Raw genomic sequence first — 20,437 nt, 5'->3', positions numbered from 1 at the left:
CGCCACACTGCGTGACGGCCTTCCAATTACATTATCGCACCATGTACGCCTAAGTTTCCTACGAGATCACATTGGCGGATAAATCCCTCCAGATTCCGGAATCAACGCGTTTAGGCGGAATCTTTCAGCTCCAACGGCCGCGCATCCTTATATAGCGCGGTGCGTCACTCCTCACGGTGTCGCGGGAGCCGCGTACACGCCGGGCTTGCCGCCCTGCGTCACGAGGTACACGGCGTGCGAGTCCCCATCTCCCCCGAAGTGCACGGGGATCTGCACCCGCTGGTCGAGCGTCTTCCGGGCCTTGCTCTTCGTGTCGTAGACGGCCACGTCGTACGTGTCCGAGTCCATCCGGGCGTAGGTGACGAGGAACCGCTTGCCGTCGCTGGCCAGCTTGTAGCTGAAGATGCCCTGGAGCCAGGTGGCCGGCTCGGCCCGAGCCTGGTTCAGGTCCACCGCCTTGAAGTCACAGGCCCTGCCCTCTCGGATGCAGTTGGTGCGGAAGTAGACCTCCGCGTTGCCCGGGGTGAAGCCGTAGCCGAACACGCCCGCCTGGACCTTCTCGGCCTTCTCGGCGCCCACCGGGTAGAGCATCAGGTCCACCGAGTAGATGGGCTTGAGGAAGCGCGAGAGGAAGGCCACGTACCTGCCATCCGCGCCCCAGGTGAAGTTGGGGACGCGATCTCCCACGCGCTGGGGCGCCCCGTCCGGCAGCGCCGCCACCGTCATCAGGCCCGCGCGCGCGGACACATCGTACTTCTCCAGCATGGCCACGGCCTTCGAGTCCGGGGAGAAGGCGAACTCCTCCACCCGCTCGCCCACCTTGCGCCCGGGGCTGCCGTCCGCCGGGCCCACGTACAAGTCTCCGAGCTGCTCCGGCTTGCCGTTCTCCGTGCGCGCCAGCCACTTCCCGTCCTTGGAGAAGCCGAAGATCTTCGTCCCCGTGGACACCTTCCGGGGCTTCAGGTCCGCCACGGCCGCGACATGCAGATCGTACATGCCGCGCTCGGCCTCGCTGCGCACCTGCCACGCGATGTGCTTGCCGTCCGAGGCCACCTCGTAGTCGCCCACGTAGTCGCCCAGCTTCTGCGGCGCCGCGGGCTTGTCCACCGACACCGCGGCCAGCCCACCGGCGGCCACCAGCCGGCGCCGGAAGAACAGCGTCTTGCCGTCCGGGGTGAACTGCACGGTGGACACCTCGCCGCCCACGTCCTGGAAGGGCCCGGCCGGCAGCGCGCCCAGCTTCAGCACCCCGCCGTCCACGAAGGCCAGCAGCTTGCCGTCCGGGCTCGGCAGCATGTAGGAAACCTGCTCGCCCAGCTTCACCGGCTCGGCGGTGGGCTCGGCGAGCGACAGCACGTGCAGCGCGCCCGCCTGGTTCGCCGGGTTGTAGCCGTTGAGGAAGAACAGGTAGTGCGCGTCCTTCGAAAAGAGCTGCCCGCCCGGCACGTTGGTGACGCCCTCCCCCACCTTGCGCGAGGAGCCCCCCACCACCGGCACCACGTGCAGCTCGCCCAGCAGCATCTGCGGAGGCACGCCGTCCAGCCGCGGCTTCTTCGCCTCGAGCAGGTACGTGGCGAACTGGCCATCCGGTGACACCCGCAGGTCCGCCGCCATGCCGGGCGCCAGCAGCGTGCCCAGCCCGCCCACCACCGCGCCCTTGCCGCTCGCCGCGCCGCTGCCTCCCGAGCCGCCTCCGCCTCCGCCTCCGGAGTCACCGCGCTTGCATCCCACCACCGAGAGCGCCACTAGCGCTCCCATCACGACGAGTCGGCGAAGCTGCATCTATGCGCTCCTCTGAAGGGACTGCGGGACGGCGGTGGGCAGCCACGCGGCGAGATCCTCCTGCGCCCGCGCCGAGTACCGCGCCCGCTTGTCCTGCTTCTTCACCCGCCCGGCCAGCGGCGGGAACAGCCCGAAGATCACGTTGGACGGCTGGTGCGGGTAGTCCGGCGGATGCGCCTCTCCCGTCACGTGCCGGTACAGCGAGCCCAGCGCCGTGGTGGCCGGCGGCGGGACGAACTCGCGCCCGTCCACCCGCGCGCTCAGCGCCAGCGCCACCAGCGCCCCACACGCCGCGGACTCCACGTAGCCCTCCACCCCGGTGATCTGCCCCGCGAAGAAGAGCCGCCGCTCCGTCTTCAGGGACAAGTCCTTGTCCAGCAGCCGCGGCGAGTCGATGAACGTATTGCGGTGGATCTGCCCCATGCGCAGGAACTCCGCGTCCTTCAGCCCCGGGATGCAGGTGGTGAAGATGCGCTTCTGCTCGCCCCACGTCAGCCGCGTCTGGAAGCCCACCATGTTCCACGACGTGCCCGCACGGTCCTCCATGCGCAGCTGCACCACCGCGTACGGGGCCTGCCCCGTGCGGGGGTCCATCAGCCCCACCGGCTTCATCGGCCCGAAGGCCAGGGTGTCGTCTCCGCGCTCGGCCATCACCTCAATCGGCAGACAGCCTTCGAAGTATCTAGGTTCCTCGAAAGCGTGCGGCGTGAGCTTCTGGCCCGCCTTCACCTCGGCAATGAAGCGGTAGTACTCCTCCTTCGACATCGGCAGGTTGAGGTAGTCGTCCCCGTCGCCCTTGCCGTAGCGGCTCTGGCGGAAGGCGATGCTCATGTCGATGGAGTCCCCCGAGAGGATGGGGGCGATGGAGTCGTAGAAATAGAGCTTCTGTCCCACGTGGCGCTCCAGCTCCCGCGTGAGCGCCTCCGAGGTGAGCGGCCCGGTGGCCACCACCACCAGCCCCTCCGGCAGCGTCTCCACCTCGCCGTGCACCACCTCCACCAGCGGGTGCTCGCGCACGGCCTGGGTGATGGCGCCGGAGAACTTCTCCCGGTCCACCGCCAGCGCGTCCCCCGCCGGCACCCGGTGCGTGTCCGCGCTGCCGAGGATCAGCGAGCCCAGCGCTCGCAGCTCCGCATGCAGCAGCCCGATGGCGCTCTCCGGGTTGTCCGAGCGCAGCGAGTTGGAGCACACCAGCTCCGCCAGCTGATCCGACTTGTGCGCGGGCGAGCGCTTGTGCGGCTTCATCTCCCGCAGCGTCACCGGGATGCCTCTGCGAACGAGCTGCCAGGCACACTCGCTGCCCGCCAGCCCTCCCCCAATCACCGTCACGCGCGGCTTCGCTTCCGCCATTCACTCACTCCCCGTGGGCGCACCTCGCCCGTCTGAAAACAGTTAGCAGGACTGCCCGCCCCTTCCCAGCGCCGAAAAAGGGCCGGAAGTCGAGCCGTTGTCTGCACGAAGGAGCCTGGCTGCCTGCCCTCCGGCCCACCTGTGCCGTCACAACGGGGCTCCGGTTTCCCTACCTCGGGAGGACCCCTAGGTTTCACCCGTTCGTCGTTCGGACACACCGTCCGGGCGAGCGCGGTACCACATCCAATGGAGCCAGTCAGGCCATGAGTCGACCCAACGAACTGCTGAAGATCCGGGAGCTCCTCCAGCGTCGCCGTCGGGAGATCCTCCATGCGAACGCCGGCGCCCACCGGGAGCTCGCCGCGCTGAAGGCTCAGGAGCGCGATCCCGAGTACGAGGAGAATGCCCAGTCCGAGCTGGCCGACTACACGCTCTCCAGCCTCATGGAGGCCCAGCGCCGGGAGATCATGCTCATCGACGCCGCGCTGCGTCGCATGGACACGGGCGTCTTCGGCGACTGCGTGGACTGCGGCTACGAGATCCCCATCGAGCGCCTGGAGGCCCTCCCCTTCGCCATCCGCTGCGAGGAGGACGCCACCCGGCACGAACTGGAGACGCGCGGCGGCCACTACGCCGTGCCGACGCTCTAGCCTCTGGGGCCCGGGGGAGCGCCAGCCAGCCAGCCAGCATGGCGGGCGCTCCTGCCGCCTACTGCCCGCCCTCGTCCTTCTTGAGCACCACGAAGCGGTAGTTCTCCAGCTCGTTCTGGCCCGCGGTGTAGAGGACGGTGAGGAGCAAGTCATAGGGGACCTTCTTGTCCCCGATGACGGACAGCTCCCGGTTGAAGGGCGCCGCCGGGTTGCGCTCGGCGATGTACTTCAGCTTCTCGACTTCCTTCTTGAGCGCCGCGTCGAGCGGCACCACCAGCCGCCCCTGGAGCTGGCCGGCGGGCACCTGCCCGTTCTCCAGCCGCACCACTTCCTTCTCGCCCACCAGGATGTTCCTGGGGGTGACGGTGACGGCCACCGTGTCCTTGGGCGAGGCGCGGGTGGACGACACCGGCGGCCGGATGTCATCCGAGGCGGTGATGGCCGCCGAGGACGAGGCGAAGGACTTGAGCAGGAACACCAGGAGGATGGTCATCATGTCCATCATCGCGGTGATGTTCAGCTCCTTGATCTCGCCGGCCGCCTCGCGCTCCTTGCGCTTCTTGCGCGCCAGCGCCTTGCGGAAGCGCATCCGCTGGACGCGCTCCTCCTCCTCGGGCGTCATGACGGCGGGCAGCTCGACTTCGGTCGTCGAGCTCACATCGCCCCCAGGGTGACGTCCGGGAACAGCAGGTGGCGATCCTTGCCCTGCGTCTCGCGGCACGCGTCCATCGTCGCGATCAGCGCCTCGTACTGCACGTCCGAGTCCGCGCCGATGATGACCTTCGTCTCGCCGGGGAAGGCCTGCTTGATCTCCACCATCTTCGCGTTGAGCGCCGCGTAGTCATACGAGCCATCCGCCTTGGTGGGGATGGTGGGCTCGCTGCCGCCCTGGCCCAGGATGGCGTTCTCGCTGTTGATGAAGTGGCCCTTCTTGGAGATGAGCACGCTGAGCGTGAGCTTGGGCGTCTCCGGGTTGTCCTGCTGCGCGCCGGCGGTGGGGCCGCCGTAGTTGGGCGCCGTCACGTTCAGGATGCCGAACGAGGCCAGGCCCGTGATGGACAGCAGCATGAACAGGATGAGGTTCATGAGGATGTCGAGGTAGGGGACGATGTTCAGCTCCCCCGTCTCCTCCTCCTCACGAGGCTTCAGCTTGCGGCGCGAGTAGTAGAACGCCATGCGAGGCCCTCTGGCTCAGCGGCACGCCGCTCAGGCGGCGCGGGACTCGCCGTCGACCTGGGTGTCGGTGGCGTGGCGGCGCGACAGCAGGTTCTCCAGCTTGAGCCCGTTGAGCTCCACGCTCTCCACCATGTGCTTCGCGTAGGACGTGAGGATCAGGTGGAACACGATGCACAGCACCGCGATCGACAGCGCGAAGGCGGTGTTGTTCATGGCCTTGGAGATACCGTCGGACAGCAGCGTCTGCTTCTGCTCGGCGGGCACGTTGCCGAGCGCCTGGAACGTGCCGATGAGGCCGAAGATGGTGCCCACCAGTCCGACCAGCGTGGCGATGTTGGCCAGCGACCACAGCCAGGGGATGCGGGCGCCCACGTGCGGGGTGTTCTCCACCATGGCCTCTTCCACCGCCTTGGCGACTTCAATCTCTCCGCGGTTGGCGCGAGTGAGGCCGGCGCGGATCACCTTGGCCAGCGGGGCGTTGGGCGCCGCGTTGCAGAGCTTCACCGCGCGGTCCACGTTGCCCGTCATCACCAGCTTGGTGATCTGCTCCATGAAGGGCGGAGCGGGCAGGTTGTAGCGGAACATCAGCGTGTAGAAGCGCTCGATGGCCACCGCGAGCGAGCACGCGAACCAGAACAGGTTCACGAACATGAAGGGGCCGCCGTCCTTGAAGAACTTCACGACGGAGTCCACCAGACCCAGCTTGCCCGCCGGAGTGGTGGCCAGCAGCACCCCGTCCAGCAGTTCGCTCACCATGGGGATCATCGCGCTGCAATTCCTTTCAACGCCCTGGGCCGGCACACCCGTGCGAGGCACGAGCGGCGGACTCCCACGCAGGGAGCGGGCTGCCCCTTCTTAGAGGGCGCCCGCTCGGCGTGTCAAGGCGTGGACTGGCTACACTCCCGGAATCCTTGAGGGTTTCAGGCAGCCGAGGGGGCGCTGACCTCGCCCGGCTGCTGGATCTCCCGGCGGTAGCCGCACTCCTTGTTGGGGCAGGCCACGAACGCCCCGTCCCGCTTGGAGAACTTCTGGAGCAGGTACGGCGACTGGCACTGCGGGCACGCCTCGGCCAGCGGCCTGTCCCAGGCGGCGAACTTGCAGTCCGGGTAGCGGTTGCAGCCGAAGAAGATCTTCCCGCGGCCACTGCGGCGCTCGGTGAGGTAGCCCTGCTTGCAGTCCGGGCAGTTGACCCCGATGGAGATGGGCTTGGACGTCTTGCAGTCCGGGTAGCCAGAGCAGGCGAGGAAGCGTCCGAAGCGGCCCCGCTTGATGACCATGGGCTTGCCGCAGTTCTCGCACTTCTCGTCCGTGGTCTCCTCCTCCACGATGACGATCTTGCCCTCGGCGTCGCGCTTGAAGTCCTTGGTGTTCTTGCACTCGGGGTAGTTCGAGCAGGCGAGGAAGTGCCCCATCTTCCCGAACTTGATGACCATGACGTTGCCGCACTTCTCGCAGGCGATGTCGGTCTTGATCTCCTCGCGCTTGACGTCGCGCATCTCCGCTTCGGCCTTCTCGAGCGTCTCCTTGAAGGGCGCGTAGAAGTCCGACAGCACGGCCTTCCAGTTGGCGCCGCCCTCGGAGATCTGATCCAGCTTCTCCTCGAGGTTGGCGGTGAAGGCGACGTCCATCTCCTTGGGGAAGTGCTTCACCAACATCTCGTTGGTCATCTGCCCCAGGTCCGTCGGGCGGAAGCGGCCCTCCAGCTTCTCCACGTACTTCTTGTCCTGGATGGTGGACAGAATGGCGGCGTACGTGGACGGACGGCCGATGCCCTGCTCCTCGAGCTCCTTCACCAGGGTGGCTTCGGAGAAGCGCGGGGGCGGCTGGGTGAAGTGCTGCTCGTCCAGCAGCTTCTGCAGGCGCACCTTGTCCCCGTCGTTGAGCACGGGCAGCTCGCCCACGGCGTCCTCGGCGCCGTCCTCACCGGCGGCCTTGGCCTTCTCCTTCTCGGCCTCCTCCTCCGGGGTGAGCCCGGCGCCGTACACGGCCAGGTAGCCCGGGAACTTCAGCGTGGAGCCCGAGGCCCGGAACGTGGCCCGGCCCGCGGAGATGTCCGCGCTCGTCTGATCGTACACGGCCGGCTTCATCTGGCACGCCACGAAGCGGTTCCAGATCAGCTCGTAGAGCCGGTACATGTCCTCCTCGCCCATCTGCTCGAAGAAGGGGCGCACGCGCTCGGGCGGGTACTCCAGCGAGACGGGGCGGATGGCCTCGTGCGCGTCCTGGGCGCTCTTGCGGCTGCGGTACACCACCGGCTCTTCCGGCAGCGACTCCGTGCCGTACTTGGTGGAGATGAACTCGCGCACCTGCTTCACCGCGTCATCCGACAGACGGGTGGAGTCCGTACGCATGTACGTGATGAGCGCCGTCTGGCCCTCCTCGCCCAGGGGCACGCCCTCGTAGAGGCGCTGGGCCAGCGTCATCGTCTTCTTCGCGGTGAAGGACAGGCGGTTGGCCGCCTCCTGCTGCAGCTTGGAGGTGATGAAGGGCGCGGGCGCGTTGCGGCGCCGCTCCTTGCGGTCCACCTTGGAGACGACGAAGTCGGCGCCCTGCAGCTCGCCCACCAGGCCCTGCGTCGTCTCGCGGTCCTTGAGCTCCACCTTCTTGCCGTCCACCTTGGACAGCTTGGCCTTGAAGGGCGGCGGGCCGGCGGGGCCCTCGAGCAGCGCGTCCAGCGTCCAGTACTCCTGGGGCACGAAAGCCTTGATGGCCTCCTCGCGCTCGCAGATCAGCCGCACCGCCACCGACTGCACGCGGCCGGCGGACAGGCCCCGGCGGATCTTCTTCCAGAGCAGCGGCGAGATTTGGTAGCCGACGAGCCGGTCGAGGATGCGCCGCGTCTGCTGCGAGTCGTAGTTGTCCTGGTTGAGCTGGCGCGGCTGGGCGATGGCCTCCTGGATGGCCTTCTTGGTGATCTCGTTGAAGAGCACCCGCTGGGCGTCCTTGTGGCCCAGCTCCTCCTTGATGTGCCAGGCGATGGCCTCGCCCTCGCGATCGGGGTCGGTGGCCAGGAAGACGCGGTCGACGTTCTTGGCGACCTTCTTCAGCTCGTTGAGGACCTTCTCCTTGCCCTTGATGACGTGGTACTCGGGCTGGAAGTCGTGCTCCACATCGACGCCCATCTTGCTCTTGGGCAGATCCTTGATGTGACCCACGGACGCCTTCACGGTGTAGCCGGTGCCCAGGTACTTCTTGATCGTCTTCGCCTTGGCGGGAGACTCCACCACCACCAGGTAGTGCGGCCCCTTGCCGCGCGGAGTGGACTCCTCCTCGGCCTCGGCGTCGCCCGCATCCACCTCCACGGTGGCCAGGGCGGCCTTGCCCTTGCCCTTGCCCTTGGCGGCCGTCTTCTTCTTCGCGGACGCCTTCTTGGCAGTGGCCTTCTTGGCCGCGGGACGCTTCGCCGCCTTCTTGGGGGTCGTCTCCTCGGCCTCCGTCGTCTCTGCTTCCTTCTTCTTCCGCGTGGCCATGACCTCTCCTGCTCAGACCTTCTCGTAAACCTTGCCCGGGTGCTGGACCACCAGCCCTGACATCTCCAGCTCCACCAACGCGCTCGTGAGCGTGGCGGGCGGGAGCTGGCAGCCCTCCAGCACCTCATCAAATGTCCGGGGGACCCGATCCAACACCTGGTAGGCCCCCCGGGCTTCCGCCGAGAGCGCCCTCCAGGCGTCTCCCGCTCCCGGAGGCACCGCCAGCACCGGCCGGGCCCCCACGAAGTCCCAGACGTCCTTCACCTCGAGGCACGCATGCGCCTTGCGCTCGCGGATCAGCCGGTTGCAGCCCTCGGCGGCCTCGTTGCGCACATCCCCCGGCATGGCGAGCACCGGGCGCCCCAGCGCCAGCCCGTCCTCCGCCGTGTACAGCGCCCCGGAGGTCCTCCCCGCCCGGAGCACCAACACCGCATCCGACGCGCCAGCGATGAGACGGTTTCGCCGGGGGAAGGTGGTGCGGCTTGCCCGGACGCCCGGCGGCAGCTCGCTGAAGTACACCCCTCCCCGCTCGAGGAACTCAGGGAGCATGCGGGCTTGCGGCGGATCCAGCGCATCCAGCGCGGAGCCCAGGAAGGCCCACGTCTCCCCGCCCGCATCCAGCGCTCCGTAGTGACAGGCCCTGTCCACGCCCATGGCCGCGCCGGACACCACGCCCACGCCCCCCTCCGCCACCTGCCGCGCGAAGGCCCGAGCGAAGGGCAGGAAGCCCTGGTCCGGATGGCGGCTGCCCACCATGGCCACCCGGCGCCGCGGCGCCCCCACGTGCCCTTGATAGAAGAGGACCGGAGGCGCGTCCGGCGTGGCGGCCAGGCGCTCGGGGAAGGCGTGCTCACCCGCGAACGCCACCTCCATGCCCCCAGCCTGGCACCGCTCCACGAGCCGATCCGCCACCGGGCCCAGCTGCGCCACCGGCGCCAGGCGCCGACGCACCGGCGTAGGAAGCGGGGCCTCGGCCAGCCACTCCCTCACCGGGCTGCCCACCAGGGAGGCGAGCGAGCCCCGGGTGAACGCACGCAGGGCCTCCAGCGTTCTCGGCCCCAGGCCAGGAACCGCCCAGAGTGCCAGCGTCGCGCGCTGCTCCGGTGTCAATGTGTGTGCAAAGGTGCCCGCCATACCCGACCCCTCCCGTCCAAAGCCCACCTATATAGATGATGGGCCCGACGGTAGGGGGCGCGACACATAAACACCGGACTGGCAGCGGTCAAGCGGCCATTCCCGGAGTGGTATCGCGAAAGGCAGGTACTACACCGACATCAGCGGCTGGCGGTGGGTGCAGTACCCACGCGCATCTCCACCCGGTCGCCCGGGTTGATCTCGCGCAGCGACGTGGTGAGCAGGCAGTTGGAGGTGCGCTCCTTCACCTCGGAGACGAGGCAGATGCCGATCACCTCGTCCGGCAGGGCGTTGGTCTTCTGCGGATCCTGCTCGGCGAACAGGTGCCCGATGGGGTTGCCCTTGCGGACGACGGAGAAGGTGTTGCCCACCTCCACGCCGTCGGCGCTGCCGCGGTCCACGACCAGGAAGTGGTGCTCGCCGGTGAAGGTGAGGAAGGGCAGCAGGGCCGTGACGACATGACCCTTGAGCGCCTTGGTGTTGGGCTTGGTGGCGACGCGGTCCATCAGCCGCTCACCGTAGGGGCCCACCAGATCGCCGCGCATCATGCCGTCCCAGCTCTCGGCGATCTGCGCGGTGACGAACTTGTCCCCCACGCTCAGCACGCGCACGGTGCCCACCAGGTCGGTGAGGTAGCCCACCTTCTTGTTGGTGACCGGGTGCTTCACCTCGGAGTCGGTGCGGTAGACGAGGTAGCGGTCCCCCACCTTCGCGTCGATCTTCCGCTTGAAGCGCAGGTAGACGGTGTCCGGGTAGGTCATCATGTCCCGCTCGGCGAAGGAGCTGTCGACCTTGCCGGCCTCATCCACCTCCTTGGCGGTGACGAAGCCGCGCGTGGCCACCAGGGGGGCGGCGCTGGCCTGATAGGTGAGCACGCCGGAGACGGACACCAGGCTCTCGCCGCTGGCGGGCCCCAGCTCCGTGGCGGCCTGCACCTCGCCCTCATCCACCACCATGGAACCGGGCGGAGTGCCCGTCTCCACGCGCGAGGGTACCTCCTCGCCCGCGGGGAAGAAGCGCACCCGGTTGCCCGGGTAGATCCAGTGCGGGTTGGCGATCTCCGGGTTGTAGGACCAGACCTTGGGCCAGTACCAGGGGCTGCCCAGGTACTGCTGGGACAGGTCCCACAGCGTGTCGCCCCGAACGACGGTGTGCACCTCGCCGGGCGCCGTCTCGCGAGCCCCCTCGATGCGCGGCCCCATCTGGGTGCCGCCCGCCTGGGGCTGCTCCTCGGCGACCTCGGCGCCTTCCGTCTCTGAGCCCTCGGCCTCCTCCTCGGGCTGCTCCTGGTCCTGGGCGCGCGCCGACCAGGCCGGCGCGAGGGAGATGGCCACGAGGAATGCTGACAGGATCCGGGAACGCATCGGGCGACTTCCTTTCGGGCTTCTACGGCGAGAGGGACGCGAGCCGCTGCTCCGCCTGGGTCGCGGCGGCTGTCCCCGGGAACTGGGTGATGACACGGGTGTAGAGCGCGCGAGCATCCTCGCGCTGGTTCAGCTTGAGCCGGCACTCGGCCAGCCGGAGCATGCCGTCGAGCACGGCATCCCCCGCGGGATAGGTCTCGATCAGGCGCTGGAAGACGGCCGAGGCGCCCTCGTTGTCGTTCAGGCCGATCATGCCCAGCCCCGCGAAGTAGAGCGCGTTGTCCGCGCGCGGGTGCCGGGGGTTCTGCTCGGCGAAGGTCTGCAGGCGCCCCACGCCCTGCTCCACGCTGCCGGTGCGCAGCGCGGACACCGCCTGCTCGAACTCGGAGTCGAGCGCCGCGCTGCTGGCCGGGGCGAGCACCGGCTCGGGCGCGCTGGCGGGCGAGGAGGAGGACTCGGGCGAGCTGCTGACGAACATCTCCACCTGCTCGGAGTCCGGCTCCACCACGGCCACGCGGGTGGGCAGCGGCGGCGCGGGCTCGCCCTTCGGCTTGAGCTTCACCACGGTGAGCTCCGGCACGGCGACCTTGGGGGCGGGCGCCGCCGTCTGGGGCGCGGAGGCCTTGTCGCCCGCCTTGTCGGTGGCCTTCTCGGTCGCGGCGGCCGGAGCCGGAGCGGGCCGGGCCCGGAGCACGGAGGTGCTGCGCTCCAGCCGCTCGAGCCGCTCGTTGGTGCGGGCCTGCTGCTCGCGCATGGCGCGCAGCTCTCCCCGCAGCGCGTCCATGTCCGCCTTGGAGGCGGAGTCAGTGGCGCACGCGACGAGCGCGCACAGTGGCGCGACGGCAAGCAGCCGTCGGATGAGGAAGAGACGCTCCAGCACGGGTATCCACCTGTGAGGATAAAGAGCGCCTTCCGACACGGTCAAGAAATCGGCCCGCGTCAGAAGCGATGGACCACGAAATTGATGTGACGGCCGGTGCGCCCCGTGTCACGCCGGTGGGAGAAGAAGCGCGAGGAGTCGCAGGAGGTACACTCCTGTAGAACATCCATGTTGCCGACCTTCACGCCCACCCGGCGCAGGGTCAGCACCACCGCCCGCGCCAGATCCAGCCGGAACTCGTCCCCGCGCGCCACCACCACGTCCGAGCCGAAGCGCGTGGCGAAGTGCCTGGCCAATTCCGGCGACACCACGTAGCAGCACTGCTGGATGCACGGGCCCACGGCGACCAGCAGCCGCTCCGGCCGGGTGCCGCGCGCCACCAGCGCATCCACCGCGCGGGCGGACACGTCCGCGTCCGTGCCGCGCCAGCCCGAGTGCACCGCCGCCACGCGCTTGCCCTCGGGATCCACGAGCAGCACCGGCACGCAGTCCGCGGTGGACACGCCCACCCAGTTGCCCGCGTGCTCGGTGAAGAGGGCATCCGCATCGCCGATGGCCGGCCGCAGCGCCTGCGAGGCCTCCCCTGCCCCGGCCTGCAGCACGCGATCGCCGTGCACCTGCTTCACCAGGTGCAGCGAGCCGAGCGGCGCGCCCGCGGCCGCGGCCAGCCGGCGGTAGTTCTCCTCCACTCGCTCGCGCACGTCTCCGACGGTGAAGCCCAGGTTGAGGGACGCGAACCGCCCCTCGGAGACGCCGCCAGTGCGCGTGGCGAAGCCATGAGGAACAGGGAGCAATGCCGAGGTGATGAACAACGAGCCCATGACGTGCACACGGTAGCCCACTTTTCCAGGACGGCACCGTTCTCCGAGGAATCCTCAAGACTGCGGCAAAATTCTTCCGGGAACGTTTGACAGCCCCAAGTCGTCCACCGGACAATTCCAACCCTGTAGGTCCGCTGGATCTGCCTCCAGCGCCCACCTCCCGAGAACATGGCCCTGGGTCCCCACACCGTCGGCAGGAAGCTCCTCTGGAGCATTGCCTTGCCCGGCCTCATCGTGGCGCTGATCGGCGCCGGCTACTTCTGGCGGGAGACGCGCCGGGCCGTGCAGGACGCGGCGCACCGCGAGGCGCTCGCGCTGGCGGAGTTCATCGCCTCCACCTTCACCCTGCCCCAGGCGGATCGCGCACATCCGCACGGCGCGGTCGCCGAGGTGCTCGCGTCGGATACACGCCTGTTGCGTTCTGTCGCGGAGCTGCGGGTGATGACGCCGGACGGGAAGATCCGCTGGTCTCGGCACCGGGGCGAGGAAGGCAAGGTGCACGCGGATCACCTGCGACTGACGGCCCCCACACCGGAGACGGCCCGCTCGGCCCGGGAGGGCACGGAGGTGGTGCGGCCCCTGGGCGGCGCCGAGTGCATGACGTGCCACACCGATGACAACGCGCAGCGCCTGGGCGTGCTCCAGGTCCGGCTCTCGGAGCCGCAGCTGAGCCGTCAGCTCTCCACGGTGTTCCACGGGGCGATCGTCGCCACGCTGCTGTTCGGCGTCATCCTGGCGCTGGCCACGGGGCTGTCGCTGCACCTGTTCCTCACCCGCCCGCTGCGCCGGCTGACGGCCATCATGCGGCGCGCGGAAGAGGGAGACATGCTGGTGCGCGCGGAGACGCGAGGCACGGACGAGCTCTCGCGGCTGGGCGCGGCCTTCAACCAGATGCTGGCGCGCCTCACGTCGATGAAGGTGGAGGAGATCGACACCCACCGCGATCTGACGGTCACCAAGGAGAAGCTGGCGCTCAAGGAGAAGCTGGAGGAGCGCATCACGGAGCTGTCGCTGCTCTTCGACGTGGCGCACGCGCTGAACTCCACGCTGGATCTCCAGGAGATGTTCGAGCGCATCACCCGGCTGGTGGTGGAGCGGCTGAAGATCCCCAACTTCTCCATCATGCTGCGCAACGCGGACGGGCTCCTGGAGATCCGCAGCGCGTGGCCGCACCACCGCGGCAGCGAGGGGCTCACCTTCGCCATCGGCGAGGGCGCGTGTGGCCGGGCCGCGGAGACGCACCGGGCGGTGTACCTGCCGGACGTCTCGGATCGCTCGAGCATCTTCGCCAAGCGCAACCTGGTGGGCGGCACGGACCATGGCTCGCTGCTGGCGGTGCCCATGGTGCACATGGAGGCGGTGCTGGGGGTGATGAACTTCCAGCGGCCGGAGGTGGCCAGCTTCTCGCCGGAGGAGCTGGAGCTGCTCACGGCGGTGGCGGATCAGGCGGCCACGGCGGTGAAGAACGCCCGGCTGCACGCGGAGACGGTGCTGCTCACCATGACGGATCCGCTCACCGGGGTGCCCAACCGGCGCCACCTGTTCAGCCGGCTGGAGTCCGAGATGGCTCGCTCCGAGCGCTACAGCACCCCGCTGTCGATCCTGATGATCGACGTGGACCACTTCAAGCGGCTCAACGACGCGGCGGGGCACCGCGCCGGAGACGACGTGCTGCGCAAGGTCTGCGACGTGCTGCGCACCCGCGTGCGCAAGGTGGACACGCTGGCGCGCTACGGCGGCGAGGAGTTCATGGTCCTGCTGCCGCAGACGAATAAGGAGGGCGCGCTGGAGGTGGGCGAGAAGCTGCGGCGCGCGGTGCTGGAGACGGCCGCGCTGGCGGCACCCACCCAGCCCACGGGCCACATCACCATCTCCATCGGCGCGGCCAGCTTCCCGCAGGACGCCGCGGATCAGGACACGCTGGTGGACTGCGTGGACGCGGCGCTCTACGCCAGCAAGCGCGGAGGCCGCAACAAGGTGTCGGCGTACGAGCCCGGCATGGAGATCCACCCGGGCCGCGAGCGCGGGCCGCACACCACCCGCCCCTCGGCCGACGGCAGCTTCCCCCTACCCCCCAAGGGCGTGGCCAAGGCCTGAGCGCCACTCAGCGCGAGGTCTGCCCGGTGGCGGACCAGTGGCTGCCAACTGGTATGACAGGCATACCAGTTCGCCAGAACCGCGCCCGACGGGGCCCCCCCATGGGCGCGGGAGGGCCGCTCAGCGCCGGCTCACCAGGGGCTTCACCGTGGGCAGCATCAGGTCCGCCCACTGCTCGTAGCCGGCGTCCGAGGGGTGGAAGCCGTCGAAGCTGAAGAAGTCCGGCCGCTGGGGGATGAACACCTTGCTGGCCGCGTAGAGGTCCACCACGTGCATCCCGTGCTCGCGGGCCACGGTGGCGATGGCCTCGTTGAAGGGCTCGATGCGGCCTTCGTAGAGAGCGCTTGGCACCATGCGAGCCACGGGCGCCAGCGCCATGTCCGGCACGTTGACGACCACCAGCGAGGCCCCGGTGGGCTTCAGCCTCCGGGCGATGCGATCCAGCTCGTCCCGGAAGTCCTCCACCGAGGTGCCGCGCCAGATGTCGTTGGTGCCCACGCCGAGCGTCACCAGCGTGGGCTGCGTGGCCACGGCCCGTTTGACCTGCGAGGTGAAGACGTCGCGGATGACCGCGCCGCTCATGCCCACGTTGGTGAGCCCTACCGACAGCCCTTCCTTGCGAAGGCGGGAAGCAAGGCGCTCGGGGTAGCCCCCGCCGCGGCTTGCTCCCACGCCCACGGCCGAGCTGTCCCCGAGCGCGACGTAGCTGATGCTCAATACCGTCTCCGCCTGGCCGTCAGGGCAGCGTCAGGGCCCGGAGGAAGCGGCTGTTGCCACCCGGCGCCGTGAGGCGGAGCAGCAGCGTGCCCCCCGAGGGCGTCGAGCGGATGATCGCCGCCAGCTCCTCGGCGCTGCGCACCGGCTTGCGGTTGGCCTCGACCACCAGCATGCCCGGCGACAGGTCCGCGCGAGCCGCCGGCGAGCCCGGCACCACGTCCGTGATGAGCGCGCCCTCGGCCTTGTTGAAGCCGGCCTGCTGCGCGGTCCGGGCATCCAGATCCTGCAGCGAGATGCCGACGCGGGCCTTGGAGCTCTCCTCCTCCTCGCGCTGGGGGCGCTTGCCGACACCCTCGAGGTCCGGCCGCGTGCCGAGCGTCACCTTCACGTCCTGCTTCTTGCCGTTGCGGTAGAGGGAGAGCGTCGCCGTGGAGCCCGGCTTCTTGAGCGCCACCGTGCGGGTGAGCGAGCTGGCGGAGGTCAGCGCCTTCCCATCGAGAGCGACGACGACGTCATCCACCTTCAGGCCCGCCTTGGCGGACGGGCCACCAGCGCTCACCTCGTTGACGATCGCGCCCTCCTTGACGGGCAGCTCGAGCGCCTTGGCGATGGCGGGCGTCAGATCCTGGATGCCGATGCCCAGGTAGCCACGGGTGACGGCGCCGGACTTCTCGAGCTGGGGCAGCAGCGCCTTGACCAGGTTGCTGGGCACCGCGAACCCGATGCCCGTGCCCCCGCCCACGATGGCCGTGTTGATGCCGATCACCTCGCCCTTCATGTTGAAGAGCGGGCCGCCGGAGTTGCCGGGGTTGATGGCCGCATCCGTCTGCAGGAAGTCGTCATACGGGCCGGCCTGGATGTCGCGCTCCTTGGCGGAGAGGATGCCCAGGCTGACGCTGGAGGACAGGCCGAACGGGTTGCCGATAGCCAGCAGCCAATCCCCCACCCTCAGCGAGTCGGAGTCCCCGAGCGCCACCACGGGCAGATCCTTCACGTCCTTGCCCTGCAACCGGATCAGCGCCACGTCCGTGAGCGGATCGCGGCCGACGATCTCGGCGGGGAACGAGCGCCCGTCATTGAGGTTGACGCTGATGGTGACCGCGTCCTCGATGACGTGGTTGTTGGTGAGCACCAGGCCCTTGGAATCGATGATGAACCCGGAGCCCGCGCCCTCGCGCATGTTCTCCCGGCCGTTGGGGCGGCCCCCGCCGAAGAACCGGTCCAGGGGGCTCTCCATGCCGCGCCCACCGGACACCTTGGCCGTCACGTCCACGTTGACGACGGCCAGCTTCACGGAGTCCACGAGCGGAGCGAGCGAGGGAAGCGCCTGGGCCGCCCGGGTCTCGGGCTGCAGGACGTTTCCGGAGCCAGCGGCCTGCGGAGAGGCCGCCTGCTGAGCAAAGGCGACGGAACCGAGCACCGCCACGATTGCCGCGAGCACGGTGCTTCGAGAACGAACGATTGGCAGTTTCATATCCACCTCAAGCTAAAGCGCCATCCGGGGTCGGCAAGCGAAAGTGAACTCGGAGTACAGGGAGAGAACAGTGCGCCGCCCTCCCTCTTCCCGAGCTTCCGACTGCCACCCCGGCCGTTCAGATGGGGCGGTACACGCGGTAGTCGATCTCCGGGAAGATGTTGTTGCGAGCCTCGACCTGGGACAGCCAGCCCTCGTCGATATTCCCGTTGCGCACCTGATCGTGCAGCCGCAGGAAGCGCAGGACATGCTCCTTGGTGCGACGCACGGCGTAGTCCACCATGGTGCCCGTCTTCATGATGAAGGCCCAGTCGGAGGACTGGGCGAGCAGCAGCTCGCGGGCCGCCTGGTTGAGGGCGCGGCGCTGCAGGGACGAGGCCTCGGGGTAGTCCCGGGCCAGCGCCACCATCTGCCGGGCGCAGTGGTGCAGGTGGCGGTAGATCCAGTCGTTGGACTCGTCCAGCCACATGTTGGCGTACCCGCCCGAGCCCCAGGAGCATTGCGGCGGCGTGGCCACCTGGTTGCGCGGGAACTCGCGCAGATCATCCGACGGGGTGACGAGCTGGAACGTCCGCTGCTCGGAGGCCACCTTGCGGATGAGGGAGTCGAGGAACTGGGGCCCCTCGAACCACCAGTGCCCGAAGAGCTCCGCGTCATAGGGGGCCACCACCACCGGCTTGCGGTCCCCCATCCGAGAGGCCAGGTATTCGATCTGCCTCTCGCGGTTGAACATGAAGTTGCCGGCGTGCATGGCGGCCCGGTGGCGGGCCTCCACGGGATCGTACGGGAGCTTGTCCTGCGTCTTGCCGGTGATCCGGTAGTACTTGTAGCCGGTGTTCTTGCGGTCCCCCGTGGGCTGGACGAAGGGCCGGATGTAGTCGAGGTCCAGATCCCAGCCGATGTCCCGGTAGAACTCGCGGTAGATGGGGTCGCCGGGATAGCCGCTCTCCGAGCTCCACACCTGCTGCGAGCTCTCGGGATCGCGTCCGTACACGGCCACTCCGGCCTCCGTGTAGAGGGGCGCGAAGGGGCCGAACAGCGGGCGCGGCGAGGCGTCCGTCAGCCCGTGCGTGTCCAGGAAGAAGTAGCGGATGCGCTCGGCGGCCAGGAAGCGCTCCACGCCCGGGTAGTAGCCACACTCGGCCAGCCAGATGCCCGGCGCGTCCCGGCCGAACGTCAGCCGGTAGTGGTTGGCGGCCACGGAGATCTGCGCGCGCACCGCCTCGGGCGTCTCGTGCAGCAGCGGCAGGAAGCCGTGGGTGGCGCAGCAGGTGATGATCTCCAGGTGGCCCGCGTTCTGGAGGCGGCGGAACGCGCTCACCAGATCCCGCTGGTAGCGCCCTTCCCAGGCCACGCGCAGGGCCTCGAAGTGGTCGCGGTAGAAGCGCGCCAGCGGGCCGAAGGTGGGATCGTTCCGGGTGCGGTGCACCTCGAGCTCGCCCAGCTCGCACAGCCGCTCCAGCTTCCGCGAGTAGCGGCGCGTGAGCAGTTCGTCACGCAGCATGGTGACGAGCGTGGGGGTGAGCGACATCGTCACCCGGAACGGCACCCCGTCGTCCGCCAGCCGGTCGAACACGCTCAGCAGCGGCAGGTACGTCTCGGAGATGGCCTCGTAGAGCCAATCCTCCTCGAGGAAGTCCTCATGCTCCGGGTGACGCACGAACGGCAGGTGCGCGTGGAGCACCAGCGCCAGAGAGCCCTGACTCATAGGTAACGCGCCCTATCGTCCCCGCCCCGACCGCGGCGGCGTCCAGTGGGTCTGCTCGGAGGCCCCTCCCCGGGCGCCCCCGACCGTGGCGGACTGCTCGGAGGATCCGGGCGGACGCGTGGGGACGTCCAGGTACTCCGGCTGCTCCAGTCCCCGGGCGGGCCCTCCCGCGACGGACTGCTCGGAGGATCCGAGCGGACGTGCGGTGATCTCCACGTACTCCGGCTGCTCGGGCAGGCTGGCGGCCTCGCGCTCGTGACGCTCGATGCGCTCCCTCCTCGGCTCCGCCACCGACGCCATCTCGTCGCTGCCCGGCAGCGCGACGCGACGCCAGGTGATGTACTCGCGCTCCTCGACGGAGGGCGCGCGGGTGGGGGTGCTCGGGGCTGCCTCCGCGGGCGCGGGGGCCGGCGTCGCCACCGGCACCGAGGTCGGGCTGATGACGGGCACCACGGGCGGCGGAGGCATCTGCATGAAGCGGATCGTCGTGTCCTGCGAGGGCCCGCTCCGCGGCAGGATGAGCGGGTGGGTCGAGTGGCCCAGCCGTCGCGAGCGGCCATCTCGACCGACGAAGTGCGCCTCGACGCGATACGGGCGGCCCGGCGGGAGCCCGTGGATGTAGAAGCTGCGCGACTCGGGCGCGAACTCGAGCTCCCGGACGAGCCGCTCACCATCGAACACGCGCAGCATGGCGCGAGGCGACTCGAGCCCCTCCCGAGTACGAGCCAGGGTGTCGAGCCTGAAGTCCCAGCTGATGAAGAGCGTGTGGGGATCCCGGGCCAGGGCCAGGGCCAGATCGTTCCCGTAGTCCAGCGGCAGCTCGCCGAGCTCCTCCTCGAAGCCCGAGGTGTTCGGGATCGCCACGGAGCGAGGGGCCTGGTCCTCGGTGAGGTGATGGCGCCGCAGCTCGCGCTCGCCCATGAGGCGCGCCACGAAGAAGCCCTCCATGAGGGGCTCGGCGGCGTGCTGGAACACGGACTCCAGCTCGGGCGAGTCCACCACCTCCGCCTCGGCCCACTCCTCCTCGGCGGAGCGCGCCTGGCGGGGACGCGGCGGGAAGTTCACCACCTGTGCGTGTCGGCTTGACTGAGCGCCCTCATCGACCGTGAGGGTCGACGAGCGAGTCGCCGCGGGCTTGCGGCCCTGGGGCGTGGAGGCCTTCTTCTCGGGAGCCTTCTTCGGCTCGGGGGCCTTCTTCGCCTCGGAGGCCTTCTTCGCCTCGGGGGCCTTCTTCGGCTCGGGGGCCTTCTTCGCCTCGGGGGCCTTCTTCGGCTCGGGAGCCTTCTTCGCCTCGACGGCCTTCCGAGGCTCGGGAGCCTTCTTCGCCTCCGCCGCCTTCGCCGTTTCCGGAGCCTTCTTCGGCTCGGGGGCCTTCTTCAGCTCCGCCGCCTTCTTCTCGGGCGCCTTCTTCGGCTCGGGAGCCTTCCTCTCCGGCACCTTCTTCTCTCCCGCACGGGCCTCCTTGCCCCGGCCCTCCCGGGCGGGCTTCGTGGCGGAGGGGGTGGCCTTGGTCGCCGCCTTGGTGCGGGTGGGCAGCTCGATGCCGGCAACCCTGGCCAGCTTCTTCAGGGCAGGGACGAAGTCGGCGAGCGCCGCGATGAGCTCTGTCTTGTTGAGCTTGCTATGTCCAGGGCCCAGGTGCTTGCGCGCCAGATCCCGCAGGTAGCTCAGGGTGACGCTCTTGAGATCTTCCATAGACAGGTCGCCTTTAGGTCGCCGCGCCCTAGGGGTCAACGAGGCTGTGGTTTTTTCTGTTCGTCGCAAGACCGGCTTCCGGCGTCACGGCCGATGACACCTTGGAAAAGGACCGAGTA

The 20,437-nt window shown here is 69.1% G+C and carries 16 protein-coding genes; 2 read left to right on the top strand and 14 right to left on the bottom strand.

The window, feature by feature from the left end:
- Positions 1–171 precede the first annotated feature (171 nt).
- The gene (locus KY572_RS23830; protein ID WP_224245246.1) at positions 172–1,782 is read right to left on the bottom strand and encodes a TolB-like translocation protein; all 1,611 of its coding nucleotides are present in this window, start codon (positions 1,780–1,782) and stop codon (positions 172–174) included.
- Positions 1,783–3,132, bottom strand: coding sequence for a methylenetetrahydrofolate--tRNA-(uracil(54)-C(5))-methyltransferase (FADH(2)-oxidizing) TrmFO (trmFO, locus tag KY572_RS23825; RefSeq protein ID WP_224245245.1), 1,350 nt, complete (start codon positions 3,130–3,132; stop codon positions 1,783–1,785). It abuts the gene before it with no gap.
- A gap of 263 nt (positions 3,133–3,395) precedes the next feature.
- Between trmFO and KY572_RS23820 the strand changes: the two genes are divergently transcribed.
- A complete protein-coding gene (locus KY572_RS23820; RefSeq protein WP_224245244.1) occupies positions 3,396–3,782 on the top strand; it encodes a TraR/DksA family transcriptional regulator in 387 nt (128 codons plus the stop codon).
- A 58-nt stretch (positions 3,783–3,840) separates the two neighbouring features.
- Here the strand turns inward: KY572_RS23820 and KY572_RS23815 are convergent, their stop codons facing one another.
- From KY572_RS23815 to pgeF, 8 genes are all read right to left on the bottom strand, one after another.
- Complete coding sequence (locus KY572_RS23815) at positions 3,841–4,371, bottom strand: ExbD/TolR family protein (RefSeq protein ID WP_263451953.1); 531 nt, start codon at positions 4,369–4,371, stop codon at positions 3,841–3,843.
- A 65-nt stretch (positions 4,372–4,436) separates the two neighbouring features.
- On the bottom strand, positions 4,437–4,958 hold the full coding sequence (locus tag KY572_RS23810; RefSeq protein ID WP_224245242.1) for an ExbD/TolR family protein: 522 nt from the start codon (positions 4,956–4,958) through the stop codon (positions 4,437–4,439).
- A gap of 30 nt (positions 4,959–4,988) precedes the next feature.
- Positions 4,989–5,723, bottom strand: coding sequence for a MotA/TolQ/ExbB proton channel family protein (locus KY572_RS23805; RefSeq protein WP_224245241.1), 735 nt, complete (start codon positions 5,721–5,723; stop codon positions 4,989–4,991).
- A gap of 155 nt (positions 5,724–5,878) precedes the next feature.
- On the bottom strand, positions 5,879–8,428 hold the full coding sequence (gene topA / locus KY572_RS23800) for a type I DNA topoisomerase (RefSeq protein WP_224245240.1): 2,550 nt from the start codon (positions 8,426–8,428) through the stop codon (positions 5,879–5,881).
- Between the two features lie 12 nt (positions 8,429–8,440).
- Positions 8,441–9,562: a DNA-processing protein DprA gene (locus KY572_RS23795; protein WP_224245239.1), complete on the bottom strand. Its 1,122-nt coding sequence runs from the start codon at positions 9,560–9,562 to the stop codon at positions 8,441–8,443.
- 140 nt (positions 9,563–9,702) lie between these two features.
- The gene (locus tag KY572_RS23790; protein ID WP_224245238.1) at positions 9,703–10,926 is read right to left on the bottom strand and encodes a LysM peptidoglycan-binding domain-containing protein; all 1,224 of its coding nucleotides are present in this window, start codon (positions 10,924–10,926) and stop codon (positions 9,703–9,705) included.
- A gap of 22 nt (positions 10,927–10,948) precedes the next feature.
- Complete coding sequence (locus KY572_RS23785) at positions 10,949–11,803, bottom strand: tetratricopeptide repeat protein (RefSeq protein WP_263451952.1); 855 nt, start codon at positions 11,801–11,803, stop codon at positions 10,949–10,951.
- A 62-nt stretch (positions 11,804–11,865) separates the two neighbouring features.
- The gene (pgeF, locus tag KY572_RS23780; protein WP_224245236.1) at positions 11,866–12,627 is read right to left on the bottom strand and encodes a peptidoglycan editing factor PgeF; all 762 of its coding nucleotides are present in this window, start codon (positions 12,625–12,627) and stop codon (positions 11,866–11,868) included.
- A 168-nt stretch (positions 12,628–12,795) separates the two neighbouring features.
- Between pgeF and KY572_RS23775 the strand changes: the two genes are divergently transcribed.
- On the top strand, positions 12,796–14,724 hold the full coding sequence (locus KY572_RS23775; RefSeq protein WP_224245235.1) for a GGDEF domain-containing protein: 1,929 nt from the start codon (positions 12,796–12,798) through the stop codon (positions 14,722–14,724).
- Positions 14,725–14,844: 120 nt separating this feature from the next.
- Here KY572_RS23775 and KY572_RS23770 read toward each other — a convergent pair whose 3' ends face one another.
- From KY572_RS23770 to KY572_RS23755, 4 genes are all read right to left on the bottom strand, one after another.
- A complete protein-coding gene (locus tag KY572_RS23770; protein WP_224245234.1) occupies positions 14,845–15,441 on the bottom strand; it encodes an SGNH/GDSL hydrolase family protein in 597 nt (198 codons plus the stop codon).
- A gap of 19 nt (positions 15,442–15,460) precedes the next feature.
- The gene (locus KY572_RS23765) at positions 15,461–16,915 is read right to left on the bottom strand and encodes a trypsin-like peptidase domain-containing protein (RefSeq protein ID WP_224245233.1); all 1,455 of its coding nucleotides are present in this window, start codon (positions 16,913–16,915) and stop codon (positions 15,461–15,463) included.
- 118 nt (positions 16,916–17,033) lie between these two features.
- Complete coding sequence (locus KY572_RS23760) at positions 17,034–18,623, bottom strand: glycoside hydrolase family 57 protein (RefSeq protein ID WP_224245232.1); 1,590 nt, start codon at positions 18,621–18,623, stop codon at positions 17,034–17,036.
- A gap of 12 nt (positions 18,624–18,635) precedes the next feature.
- Positions 18,636–20,318 (bottom strand): DUF4912 domain-containing protein, encoded by a 1,683-nt coding sequence (locus KY572_RS23755; protein WP_224245231.1) that lies wholly within the window; start codon positions 20,316–20,318, stop codon positions 18,636–18,638.
- Positions 20,319–20,437 lie beyond the last annotated feature (119 nt).

It is taken from the genome of Hyalangium gracile (genome assembly GCF_020103725.1).
Lineage (GTDB): Bacteria > Myxococcota > Myxococcia > Myxococcales > Myxococcaceae > Hyalangium > Hyalangium gracile.
The sequence above is the reverse complement of the archived record's forward strand: the minus strand, read 5'-3'. Positions and strand labels throughout refer to the sequence as shown.